We start from the raw sequence: 20,484 nt of genomic DNA on the forward strand, positions 1-20,484 counted from the left end.
TTATTCAAACACCATAATCACTCTGTTCTTCTGCAACCATCTTCACACTATCCATATTACTTAAATATATTGGATTTCTATCTAACTTATTGTCATTTATTAAATTATAATATTTATTGTTACTAATATTATTTATATAGTAATAATCAATCTTATCAATGATACTTGCAAAATCTAAATAACTTATAGAACTGAAGTCTTCTGTCTCAAGACCAGTATTTAATACAAATTTATAGTCGTCAAAGTCATAGAACTTATCCTCTTTCTCAGAGGTTAGATCCAGATATATTTTGGTTGATTTTGCAATAAGACAAATGTATTGAAAATCTTTATCCACATATTGTGTTTTGTTGTTAGGATGAGCCATTGAATAATGTTGGTTCGGTGTTAGCATTATTAAATTTTCAACATAATCTGCAATAGTTGGATAGTCTGATTGGGTGAAGATATGGTGTGCTTGTGTTGCATTTACCATCTCAGTTGATTGGTAGACTTCAGATTTTCCATTATAAATATTATCATTAAATTTACGCATTGCTTTTTTAGCCTTATTGACCGTGTAACTAGCCATAGCTCTGGCTTGCAATTGTGCTACCGTTGGTTCATGTTCAGCCCTAGTAATTGATTTATCTTTACCACTTAGCTCATCTCTCCAGTTGGCACGATTATATTGTAAGTCACTTAGTGTGATGGTGTTTTTTGAAATTCTACCTCTTTCAGTACCTTGTTTTTTTAATTTAAAAGCAAGAGGATTTATGACTTTCGTAAAAATCCTACCACATTCTGTTTCTCCATTTATTTTTGTATTGTTTATAGTGAATCTTATAAAGGTATCCCTAACATCTTTATAAGACTCTTTAGTTTGTATTTTAAAGAACTCTTCAAAAGAAGCCCATATTCCACTATCTTTTAAAACCTTAACTATATATTCATACAAAAAGTTCAAAGCATTGGTCGGTCTTAAAGCAATTTTCTCTAATAACTCCCTATTATTTATAGAGTAGTAATATCTGTTCTTCTCTTTCCTTACATTAAGAATCTTACTATAACCTAATAATTTTATTGGTTGTCCAAAATACTTGTCATATTCATTCCCAGCTTTTAATTCCGGATCAGGCTTTGAAAAGATGGAAATTACATTTTCTCTAGCATATTCACTATGCCATATATCAGAAACAGTAAATTCTTTAACATCATTCTCATCCACATACTCTATTATGCAATCTGCAATAATTGAAACTACGTCATAAGTACATTTCTGATCAATCCATCTTGCATCTCCAGTTTTTCTAACATCGTAGTCATATTTATCTAAAAAGTCACTAATTATGTTTCCTCTCATTTTATTTTTCTCCCAAACCAAAATACACTTGTTTTGTCAATGTTTAATGATCGTGTTTGCTTATTTCTAGCAATCTTATAAAATTCCCTATACTCATCTGTTGAGAAATATCTCATTTGTTCATCATTAAGTTGTTCATTATTTTTTGGTATTAATAATGCAATGGACCCATTTACAACATATCCTTTTTCTTTTTTCATTACTCTTGGTTTATATGTCATATTAGGTGTCATATATACATCATCTCTATCCATAAATTTTTTTACTGAAAGATTTTCTAACTCATCTAAGCTTATATAAGAATCATAAGAATCAATATTTATAATTTTACTTCCGTCATCGCTGATATTCCTGGATTTTAATACTCTTACATACTCATTAGAATCTTGCATGTTCTCCAATACAGAATTTTTAGTTGTAATTTGTCTATCTCTAAATACATCAAATATATCAAATTCCATATTTTCAAATATATTATCAAAAAACTCATTTCTATAGATTACCCAATAAGGAAGTTTTTCGTCTGAAATATAAGATAACTTTTGTTTGAAAATAATGCTATCAGTAATTGACTTTACTATTGTATTTTGTCTTTTTAACCTCGTATCTACCATCAAATTTATAGTTTCAACAAGAACACCCTTAAATCCTAACTCTCCAAAGTCATGTATATAGTCTATAGAATTCTCTTTTAACAATTTCCTTGTTTCTATAAACTCAGGTGTGTTTAAAATGTTTTTAGGTAATATCAAAGAAACATAATCAGAAATTCTCATTGCCTTTTCTAAAAACATTTCAGCCAAATTTTTGGTTTCCTTATTATAATTGTTTTCTAAATATTTCTTTAATATTATTCCACTAACTTTAGTAAATGGAGGATTACCGATTACTAAATCTATATTTAGATTATCAAAATCACAATTCAAAAAATCATCACAGATATAGCTAACATTAAAGTTTTCTGGAACATTGTTTAACGATTCTAAAATTCTTAATATGTCTCCGTCGATATCAATTAGTATAAGATTTACTCGTTTTTTATCTTCATATTTCTTATAAAGAAGTTTTAGGAAGTTTCCAGCACCGACTGATGGTTCTACTATAGTTATTTCATCTTTTTCGAACTCTGGCAAATCCTCAATTATATGTTCTACTATAAATCTATTCGTATAAAAAGCTGAATGTGTTTGCCTTTTAGTATTTGCCATTTCGATTATTCTTAAAATTGTAGATTCTGTATATGTGTCTATATTATCTTTTAAAAAATTAGTTAGATTGCTAATATCTTCTAATTTTTTGCTTTCTATAACATCCAGAATCTCCTTATCCTTTAAACTTTTTCTAGAAATATTTTTCTTTATCTTTTTAGCTATTTGCCTAAAAATACTTGTAGGAACAGCCTCTCCTATACTTTGTCTGATATTCATTTCATTCTTCTTGGAGATTTTTTTCTTGTCTTCTATGCTCAATGAATTTAATTCTTCTAAAGACTCTACTGTCCATTTAAAATCACTTGGTATTGTCATCATTTTCATAAGTTCTCTAATAGAAAAAACTCTGTCATCGATAGGATGAACTGTGTTTTGACTAGCCAGTTGATCATTTCTTGTGTGTATGCATGGAGCTACCTTATTAAATTCTTGTCTAGTGTATTTATCAGCGTTTTTAGCTTTATTAAATACAATTTCTCCATCTATAACTCTATGAGGTATTTTCTCTGGATCATTGTTATCAAACGCTCCCTCTCCAGGATTAAGATCTGATATCCATTTTCTCATCCTTTTAGGATATTCTCTAAAACTATGGAAAAAGTCATTGTCATCATATTCTCCCCAATTTAAACTTTTCATATCTCCAACAACTTCATACAAAGTTTTTTCTGTTTGATAATCTGGATATAGTTCAATAGGTACTACAATATCTGACAAATCTTTTCTAACACCAATAACTAAAGTTCTAGTTCTCGATGAATTTGATCCATAGTTTTTAAAATTTATTACTCGCTTAGAGATTAAATAGTTGTTTGAAAGTTTACTTTCAATCATTTCGCCTATTGGTAAAATAGTCCCATCTTTTAAAGTGCAACCTGTTTTCCAAAATGCAGCAACATTTTCAAAAATAAAAAATCTAGGATTAATATCTTTTACAATCTCTACACTTTCAACTATTAAACTATTTCTTTGTAAATCGCTCTTGTTTTTCTTGTGATTAGCTACACTCATTCCCTGACAAGGTGGAGTTGCAATAATAACATCAATGTTATCATTACCGAGTTTTTCCCATTTTTTTATTTCATTTGAAATTTTATCTTTAGTTTCTTGTCTCTGTATGTCTCCGCTTATATATCCACTATCAAATTTACATTTTTTGTTTATTCTCTGAATTTCTAAACGTCTATCAATGATTTCATTAGTTGCTACACATTCAAATCCCTCTTGTTTAAATCCATAGCATCCTACTCCTGCTGATGAAAATAAAGAAATATAGGTAAAAGTATTATTTATCATTTATCTTAACTCCATTTTTATATTCAATAATATCTCCAATATCACATTGAAAATACTCACAAATCTTCCCTAATGTTTCTAAACTTACATTTTCATCTCTTCCCATCTTGGCTATTGTCTTGGGAGTTGTTGCTATTGCAGCTTGTAAGTCTGTTTTTTTCATATTTTTATCTATTAATAACTTCCATAATTTGTTATATGAAAATCCCATATCATTCTCCAATTCTATATTTTACCTTTCTAAATGTATAGATTAACTACCTAATTATAGCATATAACTCTAATTCTTTTCAATTATATGATTTACTGCGTTAAACTAAGCAAAAAAAATAAAGGCAGTCCGAAGACTGCCGATATTTATCTCTCTGCGCCTTTGCTATTGTCTTTCTTATTAGATTTAGTTTTATCGTCTGTCTTAAAGCTTTTTATTTGCCCCAATATGGACTTTTTATCCTTATCTTGACTCTTTACCTGTTCTTTTGCTTTTAAGAGCTTAGAGGACAAAATACGAACATTTTTATGTTCTCTCCCGTTGTTATCAATGCTTGTTTTTACTTGTCCAAATATTTTAACAAAATCTCCTTGCTTTAAGTTCTCTAGATCTTTTGTCTTGTCTCCATATGCTGAACAATTGGTATAAACTTTATTTCCATCGTCATCTTTTGAAACAAGAGAAAAATTACTTACTTTAAACTTTTCTCCATTGGCATTTTCTCTTTCAAGATTTTCTACTTTTCCAGCTATATTGCCTACGAGATTTATAAGATCATCTTTTTCTTCAATATCACTGACATTTTCAACAATCTTACCTTGTTCTTTCATATCATCAATCATATAGTCAAAGTCATCACTTAGTAGACCTGTTGTATCATTGTTCATATATAAAACATAGACTTCTTCAAGTGCCTTTTCATCATTAATACCTTTTTCTATGCTTACAAGTGCTTTGATAAAATCCTTGTAATTATCATTCATCATTTCTTCTAAGTTTTCTCTAATATCTTTGTATTCCATAATTTCCTCCTTGTACTAAATAAGGAGAGTTTTTCGCCCTCCTCTATCGTTCTTGTCCTTTTTCACTTTTTTCTTGATTTTTATCTTTTTCTTCTTCTGATTTGAATTTTGATATTTGTCCTAATATCGATGGTTTCTCTTCCCTTGCGTGAAGATTATCATCTACATCATAAGTTGATTCAAAATAATCACTATCTTTAAAATCATTGTCATACCTATCTGGTATTCCATCATTGTCAAGATCTTTTTCTAGTGGATCATAGAAGTTTCCATCATCATCTATTTCCAAGCCTAAAGCTTGTTTTAAATCTTCTTCATCTACTGATACCAGATCATCAAAACTAGACATCTTTATGGCTTCGGTCATATCTTTAATAGCTTGTGAGTTAGATATATCTTCCTCTACAAAAGATTCTGTTCTAATAGCTACATTATCTACATACTGAGTCCATGTTTTTTCTTCCAAATTTACCTCATATTGAATCGAGTGCTTACCATCAGGTGTTTCTGTATAGGCAAGTCCTATATGGCTTAAATCGGGGTATAGTTTGTCAAAATCTTCATAGCTATTAGATTCTGAAAACTCATAGTTAGAATAATCAACTATCGCCCTCTTTAAATTTTCTAATAAAGGTGATTGGTTTTCTAATTCTTCTACTTCTCCCATATCTAAAAGTTTATTAATCTCAGCCAGTCTTAGTGTCTTATCCCTTAACTCATCTGCTTTTTCAAATGGTTTAGTTAATTCTACTTTGGCATTTTCTAATGATTCTTTGTAGTTTTCAAGGTTTTGATTTAACCTTTCAAGTCTTGAAGGCATTTTTTCAATTGCATTATCAAGCCTTGTTATATTACCATCAGTAGAGTTTGAAAACTCTCCAAAGTATTCTGCTTTTCCTAGAAGTTTAAAGGTGTGAGTATTAGTCATGAAGTTATATGAAACTTGTAAGTCTAAATTTCTATATTTACCAATAACTTTGCTATCGTTTATCTTTACCTTTTTTATTTCTTCTAATAGCTTCTCTCCAGCTTCTTTCTTATCTAAAATTTTATTTGCACCAAGACTGATTGAAGTAAATTTGCTATCTCCTTCTCCTAATTTCTCAACACTTGCAATGTCTTCTTTAACTGCTTGTATTTCCATTTCAGTTTTTAAAATACTTTGAGGATAAATTTTATTTACCTTATCTTCAAGCTTATATTTATTAGACTTGTAGTTTGCTTCTAACATTTTTAGTTTTGTAACTTCGTTATCTAAATCCATCTTTTCTTTAATTAGCGGATTGCCAGTAGCTAAAGCCTTAATTTCTGAATAAGATAGACTTGCTTCATCAACATCTTCAGCAACACGCACAGGCGTCTTGCTTGTCATGATTTGGGATATAAATTTTTGTTTATTCTCTATTGTCTGCCACAAATAGGCATCAAAGGTATTTTCTGTTACATATCTAAAAATATTTACCTTATCATTTTCATTACCTTGACGAACAATTCTACCACTTCTTTGCTCTAGGTCAGACGGTCTCCATGGGACGTCTAAATCGTGTAAGGCTATTAGTTTATTTTGTACATTTGTACCTGCTCCCATTTTTTGAGTAGAGCCTAATAATACTCTTACTTCTCCTCTTCTTACCTTAGAGAACAATTCATCTTTTTGTTTGTCTGTGTCTGCTTCGTGGATAAAGGCTATTTCTTCTTTTGGTATTCCCATATTCACTAGCTTATTTCTAATATCATCATAGATATTAAATTCTCCATCTACTTTTGGTGTAGACATATCTGAAAACACTAATTGGGTCGATGAATTTTCTTTTGTCTTATCCCAGATCGAAAAGATATTTTTAACGCATACATTAACTTTTGAATTAGGATCATCGGGAAGTAATGGATTTATTAATCTTTGGTCGAGGGCAAGTTTTTTACCATCATTTGTAATCTTTAACATGTTATCTTCTGTTGGCTCTACTTGGTTATTTCTAACTGCGTCTGCTCTTTCTGAAATAGCTTCTAATATTTCTTTTTGTTCCTCAGTAGGTTTTGTTTTAATAACTTCAAAATTTGCTTCAGGAACTGGCAAATTTAACATATCTGAAGTCTTTATATCTGCTACTTCTTTAAACATAGACATCAACTCTGGCAAGTTATAGAACTTTGAAAATCTTGTCTTTTGCCTATATCCAGTGCCTTCTGGAGATAATTCAAAGGTGTTTTCTGTTTCTCCAAAAGTAGAAGCCCAGGCATCAAAATGTTCTAATCCTCTTGCCTTTAAATCCTCATACTGAAGGTATCTTTGCATGGTATAAAGCTCAGTCATTGAATTTGATATCGGTGTACCAGTAGCAAATACAACTCCCTTTCCATCTGTCATTTCATCCATATACCTACATTTCATATACATATCTGAAGACTTAAAGGCTTCACTCTGCCCGATACCAGCAACATTTCTCATCTTAGTATGCAAGAATAAGTTTTTGTAATTATGAGCTTCGTCTATAAATAACTTATCTACTCCTAGCTCTTCAAAAGTTATTACATCATCCTTTTTAAAGTCATCATTTAGTTTTTCAAGTCTTACCAATAGTTTCTTCTTTGTCTTTTCTAGTTGTTTTACTGTGAAATTTTCTCCTCTATTTCTTTTATTCTCATCAATAAAGGAAACTATATCATCTATTTGGTCTTGTATATGCCTTACCTGGTATTCCTTGGACATTGGTATTTTTTCAAATTGAGAGTGTCCTATGATGACTGCATCATATTCTCCCGTTGCAATCCTACTAATAAATCTTTTTCTATTTTTAGGTTGAAAGTCTTTTTTATCGGCCACCATAATATTTGCTGACGGATATAATTGCATAAACTCTCTACCAATTTGAGTGGTTAGATGGTTAGGAACTACAAATAATGACTTACTTGCAAGTCCTAACTTTTTAGACTCCATAGCAGAAGCTACCATTTCAAATGTCTTTCCTGCTCCAACTACATGGGCAAGCAGTGTATTTCCTCCATAAAGAGTTCTTGCTATGGCATTTTTCTGATGTTCTCTAAGTCTGATTTCAGTATTCATTCCATCAAAAGTTAAGTTAGAACCATCAAATTCTCTATTTCTAATTGAATTGAATTTTTCATTATAAATCTTTTCTAACCTATATCTTCTATCAGGATCTTCAAATATCCAATTTTTGAATTCTTCTTTAATCAGTTCTTGCTTTTGACTTGCAAGCATAGTTTCTTTTTTGTTTAATACAGAAGTCTTAGAACCATCATCATTTATTACTTGGTCAAATACCTTTGTATCTTTTAGATTAAGAGCATTTTCAATTAGCTTATAGGCATTCACTCTACTTGTACCATAAGTCATGTTAGCAAGGTCATTAGTTGAGTCAACGCTTTTACCTTCAATGTTCCATTCACTTGTGTGTGGCGAAAACCTAACATTTATATTCCACCTATCATAACCAGGTGTTTTCAAAAGATTAAAGGTAAAGTCTTCTATATCTTTTTGAGGTATCCAAGTTGCTCCTAACCTCACATTTATATCAGAAGCCGTAAGTTCTTCAGGCATAACTTCTTGTAATTTCTCTCTTTGATATTTGAGTTTACCTAACTCGTTTAATAATGTGTCTTTCTTTTCAGAAGGTGCTAAATCTATTACATTTTCAATTTCTCCGATATATGAATTAAGATAGCCAATCTTTTCTCTAATATTTCCACTTAAATACTCATCAGCCGATACATATGAAAAATGAAATGGATCGTCATTGTCAAAGTTCTCGAAAGGCATTCTGTTATTTATTAGGTCTGTATCCTTAATATCTAAAAATATCTCGCCCTCAAGCTCACCAATCAAGGTGTCCCTATCTTTACTTGTTATAGATTCCATATATTCAAAATCTACATATCCCTTTTGTGAAACTGATAAGACTAAGGCTTCAAGGGAAGTATCTACATGGTCTACTACTTTTGCCTTTGTGATTGTTCTTTTTGAAAATATATCACTCTTTGCTTTGAAATTATCCTCATCATCAAGTATTTCTATTGATGAAACCAAAGGAAAGTTTGAGTCTTCCTTTAAGGCTCTAGTATTTGATAAGGAGTTGATAAAGCCATGTTTCTTTGAAAAGTTATCATATACTTTATTTAACTTTGCTTGTGACTCTTTTATTTCTTCATCAGAGAAATCGTCCTTTTGCTTTTCTATTACATCTTTTAAAGCATTCATTACATCAAGATAATCTTTTATCTTTTCTTTGTTTTTATCTGATATATTCTGCTTGATTAAGACTGAGTTTTCTCTTAAATAGACATCTTCGTCAATAATGGTATAGGAAAAATTCTTAACATCATCTGTTGCTGGAAGACTTAATTCTTCATCTTCCAATAGTTCGACTTCTTCATATTTTGAATTTGAAGATATTTCCTTACTTGCAAGATCCATTAAATCTTTTAGCTTTTCATCTTCTTTTTCATCACAAGTAATAGTATTGCCAAATCTTCCAGATACTTCTTTCATATACCCTAATACCATTTGAGGATTATCTACAAAATATTTATTGTAGGTCAAACCCTTTTTATCAGTTGCTAAATGAATCCAATCGTCATCTCTTTCTATAACTGAATCTCTCTTCTTTAGAAAAATAATATCTGAAGTAACTTCTGTACCAGCAAGTCCTTTAAATGTAGTACTAGGAAGCCTCATAGCTCCTAAAAACTCACATCTTGCATTAATATATTTTCTAACAGATTCATCTTTTTTATCCATAGTTCCAGATGAGGTTATAAAGGCAATAATTCCTCCATTCCTAACCTTATCTATTGACTTTGCAAAAAAATAATCGTGAATCAGAAAGTTATTTCTGTTATATTCACGATCGTTAACTTTAAAATCTCCAAAGGGAACATTTCCTATTACCAAGTCAAAGAAATTATTTGAGAAGTTTGTTTCTTCAAAGCCTTTAATTTGAATATTAGCTTCAGGATAAAGTTCTCTTGCTATCCTTCCGCTTAGACTATCTTTTTCTACTCCATAGACTTTAGAGCCTTGTATTTCACTTGGCATATTACCAATGAAATTACCTACTCCTGCAGATGGTTCAAGGATATTCCCAGTCTTAAATCCCATATCTGTTAGAGTCTTATATATTCCATCCATTACCTCTCTAGGTGTATAAAATGATGTTAAAGTAGACTCTTTAGCGTTTAAATACTCTTCATTTGTTAGATTTTCTTTTAAAATGTTTCTTGCTTCAAGCCATTGCCCTCCCTTTTCTTCATCGAAGACATCGGCAAGACCTCCCCAACCTAGATAGTCTGCAAGGTAGGCTTGTTCATACTCTCTTGGACTCCTATTTTCATTTTCAAGTCTTTTTAGCATTTTAATAGCTTTTATATTTTTATCTAGCTTTTCTGATGGTGTTAGGTATTCTGAATAAATATGATTTTTCAAGTCATAATTTCTAGCAAAACTTAGCCTTTCCTTATTAGCTTCATAGCCTAGATTCTTTAAATCTTCTTTTCCCCTCAATAAGTTTTCGGCTGCTTCCCTAGGCACATTGTACCTATCCATCATTTGGTCAATTTCAGGATTGTGGTTATCAATAAAGCTTTCTTGTTCTACTTGTCTTTTAATTTGTTTTTCATGCTCAGATAATTTATATATCTCATAATTTCCACTATCTAAAAGGTCATCAATCTTTCTACTTTCTTCAAATGTTTCACCCTTATATAAAGGAATTTCTTCCCCATTAACTTCTACCTTAGTTCTAGTTTCAATTAAGTTGATTTCATCAAAGGTATTCTTATCTTCTAAAATAAATTCTTTACCGACTTTTACTGCTAGTTTTTCTGATGTTTGACTTAAATTTTCAAAGATTTCTTCAAGGTATGAATCATTTCTATATGGAATTACTTCCGAACCCCTAATCATACCTCCCATATATTCCATATTATCTCTAATGGTTACAGTTTTAAGTCCTCCACTTAGTTCATCAAAATCTGTAATAGTAAATTCCTTATCTTTATATCTAACTTGATCGCCTATCTTAAATTTAAGCTCTAACTTTTCCTTAACTTCTTCTTGTAAAGAATTTTCCTCACTTAGTGCAACTTGTTCTTCTAAATATGAAAATTCACGCTCGTTTACTTCTTCACCATCTCCAAGGTCTAGCCTATAATGTTCGACAACTTCGCCATCTACATAGTGGTCAAAATAGAATTTGAAATATCCGATATAATCATCAGTCATTTCTCCAAATTCATTTTCTCCATGAGTTTGATTATGGTCTTTAACATCTATATCTTTTTGTCTTAGTATATTGATTAAGTCTTTAGTTACTATCTGCCCACTATAATCGGGAACTAATTCATGGTTTTCATTAAATTCTACAATCCAGTAGTCTTTTCTTTTTTCAATGTTGTTGCCATCAAAAAAAGAAGCTTCATCAGCTTCCTTTTCTTGGCTTATTTCATTTTCTAAGCTTCCACGTATTCCTTGATTGCCATATTCTTCACTGTTGCCATCAAGTTGTTCATCTGTCCTTGGTATTCTTCTGGATCCTCTCTCATCATCTTCTCTGTCAAGCCTTGTGCTTTCATCATTTTGACTTTCTCTCTCTTGATAAAGTCCACTGCCTGATTCTGGATTTCCTTCAGATGGTTCAAAAGTGTTTTCTCCTCGTACATTTCCTGAAGTTTCTTCCAGTTCTCCATATCCTCGCTCCCTACCAGGTAGGACAGTCTTAGAACTGCGTATGTCGGATTCGGGAATCTTTCCATAAATTCCAGATCCTTCTCCATCATATCCAAGGTTTTCTCTTCGATCTTCATCGCTATTTCTTCTGTCGCTTCCATCTGTGAAAACTCGTCTATCTCTACTCCTTGACCTATCATCTCGTCTATATAAATCATTTTGACCTCCTCTATCTTCGTTTATATTTTCTATATCTATATTATAGTCGGCAGCGGCCCTTTCTGTCAGCAGCCTAGCACGATCCATTTCCTTAGATTTTTCTATTGTTCTATCTATAATATCTTCACTAACCTTTGATATTACAAGACCTATCTGCTCTAAAGAAATTGTATTAATCCTAGAAAAATTATTTTTTAAATTTTCCATATCCATAGGGTAGACTGCATTAAACCTATTAGCTACTGCATAGGATATTGAATCTCTCATAAACTTTTCAAAGCTAAGTCTATCTTCTATATCTATTCTCAAATCAGCAAGAGCCAAGTTAATGTATTCATCTCCATAAATTCGACTTAAAGAAAATATATTTTCATTGAGTGAATCACTCGCTTCAAATGAAGAATCTTTTATTATTTCTTTTAAAGCCTCATTATGGTTTTCGTGATCAAACTGCCATAAGCTAACCTCATTAATATTCCTATCCATTGATGTGGTCTGACTAATATCAAAAATGTATGAAACTCTTTTATTTACATCACTTCCAACTAAAATTGGAATACCCTTTTGACCTCTCATAACAACTCTACCAAAATATTTCTTCCACATATCAAAGGTCGCACAAGCTCTAGCTTCAGGTTCTTTGTTATATATACTTAATTGGCTAGAAAGATCATATTTTTGATTATTACCTATAACCTTTAAGAGTTTTAAATATTCATTTTCATCTTGCAAAACTTCATACTTTATTGCTTCTTGTATATTCTTAAAATCATTTACTTGCATTTCCTACCTCCATTCTATGAATTTCTTTTATAATCGCCATTAACACATCTACCACAATAGAATTGCCGGCCTGCTTATATAGTTTACTTGAAGTGCAATTTTTTCTTCTTGGATGTACATCTTCTAGTTTGTTAATATCACTATCATTAAAACCCATAAGTCTTAGACATTCTCTTTCTGTTAAATACCTATACTGACCATCTCCAATATCTATTATTCCAGAATTAGGTACTCTCATTTGTTTTGTAGAAATAGTATAAGAAAAATCTTTAATCACTTTTAGTCGCCCTCTAAAACTATTATCTATGCCTTTATTTAAAAATTTGAGCATATAAGGTTGAGTCATTGTGTAGAGTTCACTTACATTCTTTTCTAAAAATTCACTTAGTGGTCTAGTTTTTTTCCTCTTCAATGTATTAAAAGAAAAGTTATTTGCTTCAAGACATGAAACAACAAATATCCTCTCCCTTTTTTGAGGTATCCCAAAGTCCATTGCATTTAAGATTTCATATTTGCTTTTATATCCAAGGTTTTCTAGCTCTTTTAGATAAATAAAAAAGGAGTCCCTCATATTTCTATCAAGGACTCCCTTTACATTTTCCCAAATTATCCATTTAGGTTTATCTTTCATTTCTTTAATTATTCTAATTGTTTCAAATAATAAGCTTGATCTAGTTCCTGAGTTTTTCACTCCTCCTTGCTTTTTTCCTATTCTTGAAAAGTCTTGGCAAGGACTTCCGTGCATAACTAAGTCTATCTTCTCATTAGGAGCTTTATATCCTACTACTGATTTTGGCTTATAACTCTCTCCATAAAGTGCGTTGTATGATTTAACACAAGCCTTATCTATTTCTACATAATCAACTACTTCATAAGGTATCTTTAAATTAATAAAAGCCTTTCTAATAGCACCTATGCCACCGAAAAGCTCTAATATTTTTACCTTATTCATTTAGATTATTCTTGTACCTATCTACAAGCTCCCTTATACTATCTTCTATTTCTCTTAAAAAGTCTTCTTTATCTACTTCGCCAGAGCTAATCTTTGCAAGTTTCATTTCCCATTCAGATGTTGTTTCAGCCGACTTAAACTTATCCTCTACAATCGATACAAGTCTATTGCCTTTTTCAGTTACAAGTAAATTTTTCTTATCTCTTCTTATGAGATCCTTATGGATAAGATTTTCAATAATCCCTGCTCTTGTAGCTGGTGTTCCTAAGCCTTTTCTTTCTACTTCTATGTCTTTATCCAAGGATTCTACTCCTGCATTTTCCATAGCTTTTAAAAGTGTATCTTCATTATAATGACTTGGAGCTTTGGTGAATTTCTCAGATATATTTTTAGAAGTTAGCTTAATTTTATCTCCAGTCTTTACATCTGGTAATTCATTTTCTTGTCTTTCCTTTCCATATGCCTTTAGATATTTGGTATAACCTTCATCTATTACAGTCTTGCCACTTGCATTGAAGTTAAACTTATCATATTCATATCTGATTTTTCTACTAGATCCCTTTAAGTTATCCGAGCTTGAAGCAAGTAATTTATCCTTAATTAGATTATAGATTTTACTTTCTTTATCAGATAAGTCTTTAGCTTTTCCAATCCCTGATATAGTAGGAATAATTGCATAGTGGTCTGTAACTTTAGATGAATTAAAAATAGACTTAAAGTTTGACTCATTAACCTTAAAATCGTCTTCAAGTCCTTCTAATAATTCTTTCATAGTATTAACCATATCATCAGTTAAATACCTGCTATCTGTTCTTGGATATGTGATTAGCTTTTTTTCATACAAACCTTGTGCCAGATTTAAAGTGTCATTTGCTGAATATCCAAAATATTTATTTGTTTCTCTTTGTAAGGTAGTAAGATCATAAGGCTTATCTGGTTTTGTGCTTATTTCTTTATCTTCTACCTCTGTAATAACTATTTCATCTTCTAGCAGATTTAATAGTTGCTCTGCAACTTCAATTCTATCAATCCTATCTGATACAAGTTTCAATTCTCCATAAGATAGGTCAACTGTATAATATTTTTGCTTCTTAAATAGATTTATTTCACTATCCCTTTTAGCTATCAAATATAGAGTTGGTGTTTGTACTCTACCAACTGAATAGGTTTCCTTGTAAATGCAAGAGTAAAGCCTACTTAAATTCATTCCTACCAGCCAATCCGCAATAGCTCTTGCACTTGCCAATCTATATAAATCTTCAAAGTTTTCCCCGTCTTTAAGATTTCTAAAGCCATCCTCAATAGCTTTGTTTTCCATTGAAGATATCCAAAGTCTTTTAATCTTCTTCTTACATTTAGCTTGATTATATACAAGCCTAAAGATAAGTTCTCCCTCTCGTCCAGCATCACAAGCATTTATAACTGTGTCGATGTTCTTATCATTTAAAAGTTTTTTCAAAACTCCATATTGTTTCTTAGTGCTTTTAGATACTTCATAAATATATTCTTCTGGGATTATAGGAAGATTTTCTATTGTCCATTTCTTCCATTTTTCGTCTATCTTACCTAATATAAGGAAACTTGTCAATCATACTTTTTAACGATATGAAAAGCTATCGTTAAAAGGTATAATTCATGTCTGAATATAATTATATCAGCTATACATTATGCTGACTATACTTATAAGGAAATAAAAAAGAGGCAAATGTAAAATATGCCTCTAAACTATATCTGTAATCATATAAAATATTTGATATGCTTATCTTTCAATATTAACTTCTATGCCGGACTTGAAAATGATTTGAAATTTATCATCAAATACCTTTATATGCTTGATATACCTTCTAACAAGTTCTTCGTCATAGTTTTGCAATCTCTGTTCCTGTTTATTAATAAATTCCTCCATCTCAAAAATTCTCTTTTTAACTTCCTCCTCTTTTGCTTTTTCAACAAGCAACTTATGTTTTTGTTCCCTTAGACTATCAACTTCATCTGAAAGGCTTGAATAGTCTTGATTTGACTTTAGCATGCCTAAAAGTTCTTTTTGTTTTAATGCTATCTCTTTATTGATAGCTTCTATTTTCTTTGAATCACTCCTTGCAATCACATCTTCAATATTACTCATTAACTTCTGCTTTGTTTCATCAGGAGCTTTTATAACCTTATTGATTTCCTCAACTGTGGCTCTTTGTAATTCTTCTTCTTTAATTGTAGGAGCATCACAAGATTTCGGTCCATGTTCAACTCGTGTACAGCAACGCCATACAATTGACTTTACTCCTCTAATGTCCCATACAATTCGCCTATAGATATCTCCACACTTTGCGCAAATACATAAACTTGAAAGTGCATACTTACTAGAATATACTCTCCTTTTACTTTTGCCACTTTGCATATTGGCTCTTCTTAGCATTTCTTCTTGCACTTGAATAAATATATCTCTTGGAATAATAGCCTCATGACTATCTTTTACATAATATTGTGGGGCTCTGCCATCGTTTTTAATGCGAACTTTATTAATAAAATCTGTTGTGATAGTCTTTTGTAACAATGCATCACCAATATACTTTTCATTTTGTAAAATACTGTTGATATTGGATATGTGCCATTTTAAATGTCCAGCTCCATTTTTTATTTTGTCTTTCTCAAGCCCTATGGCTATCTCTCTTAAACTTAATCCAGATAAATACTCACGATAAATTCGTTTTACAACATTAGCCTCCTCCTCATCTATAATCAAGTTTCCATCTTCACCTTTCGTATATCCTAAAAACCAATTATGGTTTACTTGCACTTTTCCTTCTTGATATCTAAATTGCAAACCCATTTTTACATTCTGCGATAAGGATGCAGATTCTTGTTGGGCTAAAGATGCCATTATAGTTATGAGAAGTTCGCCACTTGATTCCATAGTATTGATGTTTTCTTTTTCAAATATAATCGGTATGTTCTTCTCTTTTAGCTTTCTTACATACTTTAAGCAGTCGATAGTGTTTCTTGCAAAACGACTGACGGACTTTGTAATGACCATGTCAATCTTCCCGGCCATACAATCATTAATCATGTCGTTAAATCCTTCTCGCTTTTTTGTGTTTGTACCTGAAATACCATCATCAGCATAAATTCCTGCAAACTCCCAAGCATCATTTCTTGAAATATAATCCGTATAGTGTTGTACCTGCATTTCATAACTGCCTGCCTGTTCTTCACTATCTGTGCTAACTCTACAGTATGCAACGACACGTAGTTTTCTTTTTTCTTCTTTAGCTACATTATTCCCTTGTTTCTTTTTTGCAGGAATAAACATAACATTTTCATTCACATCTGTGCCTCCTTTATTAAAGTGTATGCGTATTCTGCTTGTAAATAAGGATTGTCAAATTTCACATCCACTTTAGTTCCTATATAGTTCGTTATTGGCTGAACTTTTTATCTTGGAACTGTTTCCCTTTTTCTTCTAAAAGTCTTAGACTGCAAGATTTTTTGCACTGCACTAAATAAATCCTCATCAATAATCTGAGGAAAAATTTTATTCCCAAGGTAACACCTATTTTTTAGTATCCTCTCTATGCTCCCATGTACTTTATTTATACCTACAGCTCTTGCGCTACCCTCGAGAGTTTTATGTTTAAGATATGCCTTATATAAAGCGACTATTTTTGCTGCTTCCTCTTTGTGGGTTATAACTATTGAATTTTCTATTCGATATCCATAAGGTATATGCGTCATTTTAGCTTCACCTCCTCTTGAAGTTTTAAGCCACATTTTAATTGGAATATAAATTGATATCTTTCCTTCACAATTATAGAATCGACAAAATCAAGGTAAAGCTCCTCTTGAAATTGCTCTATTAACTTATTCTTGCTCAGGTATTTAAGTAGTTTTTTTGCTTCATTTAAATGAGTTAAATCACCATTTATCTCGCTAGTAAGCTCATTCTTTTCTTTTTCAAGACAATCACTCTCATACTCAAGGTTTTTATTTTCACTAAAGAAGGCTTCCGGTTCTATATAACCACTGGTAAATAACTGATTTAATACATTTGCTTCTTCTTTTAACTTTTCTAATTTCGCCTCAAGTTCCAAAACTCGATCTAACCTATTTTTATCGTTAGTTCCTCTAAGTCCATCAATAAAAGGAATCACAATACTGCTTTTACCAGCTATCAGCTTATTCATCATCTGGATTAAGGCAGCGTGAATATTTTCTTCTCTGACTTGCTTCATCTTACAGCTTTTTTTATCTCTAATGTGATTTATACAAGCCCAGGCAATATAATCTCCACTTTTAGCCTTTCTTTTACATCGCTTCATGTTGGATCCACACTCATAGCATTTAAGTTTTCCTGTAAAAACATATCTATTTTGGTACTTATTATTTTCATCAGTTCTATTGGCTATCAGTTTCCTTTTTTCTACAACCTCTTTTGCCATTTCAAATTCCTCACGCCTTATAATTGGATCGTGATGATTTTTCATATGGTAAGTCCCCTTTTCGCCGTGATTATAGTGTCTATTAAAATTATCATCAGTAAATGTTTTTTGAAAAATAACATCCCCTACATATTTTTCATTTGTAAGAATTCCTCTAATTGTAGATGAGTGCCATTTTGAATTTTTTCTTGTAGGTATCCCTCTACTGTTAAGTTCATTGGCAATCTTATGTGAACCCATACCTGAAATGGTCATATTAAAAATTTCTCTCACTACTTCAGCTTCATGAGGTACAATAACCATCTTTCCATTCATATTTTCATAGCCATATGGTGGAGAAGAAATAATATAAGTCCCATTTTGAAATCTTCTTAGAATTGACCACTTGTTATTTTCAGAAATAGACCTTGATCCGCTTTCAGCTATGGAGCTTAAAATAGAAAGCATAAGTTCTGAACTCATGTGTTCCGTATCGATGTTTTCTTTTTCAAAATAAAGGTATACGCCCATACCAGTTAGCTTTCGAACCATTTCAAGGCAGTCTACTGTATTTCTGGAAAATCTACTGATTGATTTTGTAATAACTCTATCAATTCTCCCATTTTCACAGTCGTCTAAAAGTTTAAGTAGACCATCTCGCTTTTCGATTTTAGTGCCACTTATGCCTTCGTCATAATAAAGACCTGCATATTCCCAAGATGAATGAGACATTATTTCTCTTTCATAATGTTCTTTTTGAGTAGCAAGGCTTAAAAGTTGTTCTTCCGTATTAGTTGAAACCCTAGCATAAGCTGCAACTCTAATTTTCTTTTGACTATTTTTCAAATTTGAAACTTCAATTTTTGTTATCCTTGTCATTCTCTCACCTCCTTTTTGGTCAGTACTATATATCACTCTAAGACCACTATTTATCAAGTTATTAATCCATAAGTTCCTTATAAAAAGGTTGAAAAGTTTCTTTGTTCAATCTACTTATTTTTGTCTTTCAGTATCTGTAATGAAGCCTTTTTCTAGTAATAAAGCCGTAAGTCTTTCTGCCATTTCATAGGAAAAATCTTGATTCATGCTATCTTTCGTAAATTCTCTAGAGGTTGTACCAAGCCTATTTTCTATATCTTTAATGACACTCATGATGTCTACCTCCAAAGCGATAGGAAATATAGCAAGCATGACTACAAAACTTACGACCTTTATTTCCATATGATGTAAATACATTTTTACAGTTTTTACATACAAGCTCATAATTTGCCTTTTTATTCACTGCGTCTTTATGCTTATTCCACCAAGCGTTTCTGCAACTATCCGAACAGAATCTTTTCTTTTTTCTTTTCCTATTTTGATAAATTGCCTTTCCACAAAATTCAGAAGATGAGATATTTTCACTACCTTTTTCATTACCCAGCCCATTTCGTTTGCAGTAGCTTTTTATGGTATTTAAAGAGATATTCATATTACTGGAAATCTCTCTATAGCCCATTCCTTTTATTCTTAGCTCTTTAATTTTTTCTTTTTCCTCAGTATTCATCTTTTCTCTCCCTTCGATCTAAAGGAGTGGTGCTCCTTTAAATCACAGGCAAAGAAATTTATAAAAAATAAACCCCAAATAAAAAAAGCCTGAAGATTATCCCAATTTAGGAATAACCCTCAGACATATTTTTACAATAGTTCATTTACTCTCTTTTGCACAGCATAATAATCATATCCTGCACTTTCTAGTCTATTTTTTCTATCTTCACCATTTCCCCAGTCATCATTAATTACTGCTTCTTTTTTATATCTTGTTTTTCTTTTTTTATTTCTTTTATATTTTTAATTTTTATTGATAATATACTAATATATAATAAAAGAGAATATAATGTACATTTGTACACAATATCCTCTTGAAAATTATATAAATCTATTTACCTACTTACTTCAACCACCTTTCCTCTAGAAACAACAATCGCATACAATACTCCTATTGTAGCCATTATCAAACGAGATATTCCATAAGGCAAAGACACTCTAGGTATTAGGATGATCCACAATACAAATAGCATATCCAAGTATACTAGCTTTGTTCCATTTTGCTTAAATAAAATGTGATTACTAACAGATAACATAATCAACCCAAACAGGAATATACCTATCCAAAAATAAATAAAATTATCATTTTTTATACTAATTGAGTAATAACCCACACTTGAAATAATCATTAGTATATATGCTATCAAGCCAAATTTTTTGTTCATAATCATTTTTTTAATCATCTTAATTGTAATATCCTATTTCAAGTGGCGGATATGAAAATACTGGTTTTATATATATTCCTTGATTTGTAGCTAAAGCCCAAGTTACTCTTCCACATAATTCAACTAAGGAAGGACCCGCTGCTACTGAAAATAAATTCTTTTTGATTTTCATAACGAACTTCCTTTCTTTATTATTGTTCTTTGTTGTCGTTGTTTGCTGGTATACTACTCTGTATTATTTATTTCTGTCTCCATTTTTATACCTCTGAGGATTGTTATAGTTCATAAATTCCACATCCTTTTTAATGTGTCATATAA

13 protein-coding genes and 2 pseudogenes are annotated in these 20,484 nt (G+C 31.1%); all 15 read right to left on the reverse strand.

The window, feature by feature from the left end; translation table 11 throughout:
• Nucleotides 1-4: 4 nt before the first annotated feature.
• Nucleotides 5-1,342 carry a restriction endonuclease gene (locus ABID27_RS02370; protein ID WP_354279985.1) on the reverse strand — a complete coding sequence of 446 codons (1,338 nt, stop codon included), beginning with the start codon at nucleotides 1,340-1,342 and terminating at the stop codon, nucleotides 5-7.
• On the reverse strand, nucleotides 1,339-3,849 hold the full coding sequence (locus ABID27_RS02375) for a DNA cytosine methyltransferase (RefSeq protein ID WP_354279987.1): 2,511 nt from the start codon (nucleotides 3,847-3,849) through the stop codon (nucleotides 1,339-1,341). Before ABID27_RS02375 ends, ABID27_RS02370 begins: the two co-directional genes overlap by 4 nt.
• A complete protein-coding gene (locus ABID27_RS02380) occupies nucleotides 3,839-4,060 on the reverse strand; it encodes a helix-turn-helix domain-containing protein (RefSeq protein WP_354279989.1) in 222 nt (73 codons plus the stop codon). The genes ABID27_RS02375 and ABID27_RS02380 overlap by 11 nt, the downstream gene beginning before the upstream one ends.
• Before the next feature lie 146 nt (nucleotides 4,061-4,206).
• Nucleotides 4,207-4,863 (reverse strand): DNA-binding protein, encoded by a 657-nt coding sequence (locus tag ABID27_RS02385; protein ID WP_354279991.1) that lies wholly within the window; start codon nucleotides 4,861-4,863, stop codon nucleotides 4,207-4,209.
• Nucleotides 4,864-5,298: 435 nt separating this feature from the next.
• Nucleotides 5,299-10,285 (reverse strand): annotated as a pseudogene (locus ABID27_RS10220) (helicase-like domain-containing protein); the annotation flags it as partial.
• Nucleotides 10,286-12,536: 2,251 nt separating this feature from the next.
• Nucleotides 12,537-13,502 carry a DNA cytosine methyltransferase gene (locus tag ABID27_RS02400; protein ID WP_354279996.1) on the reverse strand — a complete coding sequence of 322 codons (966 nt, stop codon included), beginning with the start codon at nucleotides 13,500-13,502 and terminating at the stop codon, nucleotides 12,537-12,539.
• Nucleotides 13,495-15,066: pseudogene (locus tag ABID27_RS02405) on the reverse strand (DNA topoisomerase); the annotation flags it as partial. The pseudogene ABID27_RS02405 and the gene ABID27_RS02400, both read right to left, overlap by 8 nt.
• Before the next feature lie 195 nt (nucleotides 15,067-15,261).
• Nucleotides 15,262-16,824 carry a recombinase family protein gene (locus ABID27_RS02410; protein WP_447449440.1) on the reverse strand — a complete coding sequence of 521 codons (1,563 nt, stop codon included), beginning with the start codon at nucleotides 16,822-16,824 and terminating at the stop codon, nucleotides 15,262-15,264.
• Nucleotides 16,825-16,931: 107 nt separating this feature from the next.
• The gene (locus tag ABID27_RS02415; RefSeq protein WP_354279998.1) at nucleotides 16,932-17,231 is read right to left on the reverse strand and encodes a hypothetical protein; all 300 of its coding nucleotides are present in this window, start codon (nucleotides 17,229-17,231) and stop codon (nucleotides 16,932-16,934) included.
• Nucleotides 17,228-18,793, reverse strand: coding sequence for a recombinase family protein (locus ABID27_RS02420; RefSeq protein WP_354280000.1), 1,566 nt, complete (start codon nucleotides 18,791-18,793; stop codon nucleotides 17,228-17,230). The genes ABID27_RS02415 and ABID27_RS02420 overlap by 4 nt, the downstream gene beginning before the upstream one ends.
• 114 nt (nucleotides 18,794-18,907) lie before the next feature.
• Nucleotides 18,908-19,066 carry a hypothetical protein gene (locus ABID27_RS02425; RefSeq protein ID WP_354280002.1) on the reverse strand — a complete coding sequence of 53 codons (159 nt, stop codon included), beginning with the start codon at nucleotides 19,064-19,066 and terminating at the stop codon, nucleotides 18,908-18,910.
• Entirely contained in the window at nucleotides 19,053-19,460 is a 408-nt protein-coding gene (locus tag ABID27_RS02430) for an RNA polymerase subunit sigma-70 (protein WP_354280004.1), read from the reverse strand. The genes ABID27_RS02425 and ABID27_RS02430 overlap by 14 nt, the downstream gene beginning before the upstream one ends.
• A 131-nt stretch (nucleotides 19,461-19,591) precedes the next feature.
• On the reverse strand, nucleotides 19,592-19,693 hold the full coding sequence (locus ABID27_RS02435; RefSeq protein WP_354280462.1) for a hypothetical protein: 102 nt from the start codon (nucleotides 19,691-19,693) through the stop codon (nucleotides 19,592-19,594).
• Between the two features lie 143 nt (nucleotides 19,694-19,836).
• Nucleotides 19,837-20,184, reverse strand: coding sequence for a hypothetical protein (locus tag ABID27_RS02440; protein ID WP_354280006.1), 348 nt, complete (start codon nucleotides 20,182-20,184; stop codon nucleotides 19,837-19,839).
• Between the two features lies 1 nt (nucleotide 20,185).
• Nucleotides 20,186-20,338 carry a hypothetical protein gene (locus ABID27_RS02445; protein ID WP_354280008.1) on the reverse strand — a complete coding sequence of 51 codons (153 nt, stop codon included), beginning with the start codon at nucleotides 20,336-20,338 and terminating at the stop codon, nucleotides 20,186-20,188.
• Between the last annotated feature and the right edge of the window lie 146 nt (nucleotides 20,339-20,484).

This window comes from Streptococcus gallinaceus (genome assembly GCF_040545695.1).
In the GTDB taxonomy this organism is placed as follows: domain Bacteria; phylum Bacillota; class Bacilli; order Lactobacillales; family Streptococcaceae; genus Streptococcus; species Streptococcus gallinaceus.

Coding starts and splice junctions, on each gene's coding strand:
- ABID27_RS02370 (WP_354279985.1), bottom strand. CDS start 1,342: ATGAGAGGAAACATAATTAGTGACTTTTTAGATAAATATGACTACGAT.
- ABID27_RS02375 (WP_354279987.1), bottom strand. CDS start 3,849: ATGATAAATAATACTTTTACCTATATTTCTTTATTTTCATCAGCAGGA.
- ABID27_RS02380 (WP_354279989.1), bottom strand. CDS start 4,060: ATGGGATTTTCATATAACAAATTATGGAAGTTATTAATAGATAAAAAT.
- ABID27_RS02385 (WP_354279991.1), bottom strand. CDS start 4,863: ATGGAATACAAAGATATTAGAGAAAACTTAGAAGAAATGATGAATGAT.
- ABID27_RS02400 (WP_354279996.1), bottom strand. CDS start 13,502: ATGAATAAGGTAAAAATATTAGAGCTTTTCGGTGGCATAGGTGCTATT.
- ABID27_RS02415 (WP_354279998.1), bottom strand. CDS start 17,231: ATGACGCATATACCTTATGGATATCGAATAGAAAATTCAATAGTTATA.
- ABID27_RS02420 (WP_354280000.1), bottom strand. CDS start 18,793: ATGACAAGGATAACAAAAATTGAAGTTTCAAATTTGAAAAATAGTCAA.
- ABID27_RS02425 (WP_354280002.1), bottom strand. CDS start 19,066: ATGAGTGTCATTAAAGATATAGAAAATAGGCTTGGTACAACCTCTAGA.
- ABID27_RS02430 (WP_354280004.1), bottom strand. CDS start 19,460: ATGAATACTGAGGAAAAAGAAAAAATTAAAGAGCTAAGAATAAAAGGA.
- ABID27_RS02440 (WP_354280006.1), bottom strand. CDS start 20,184: ATGATTAAAAAAATGATTATGAACAAAAAATTTGGCTTGATAGCATAT.
- ABID27_RS02445 (WP_354280008.1), bottom strand. CDS start 20,338: ATGAAAATCAAAAAGAATTTATTTTCAGTAGCAGCGGGTCCTTCCTTA.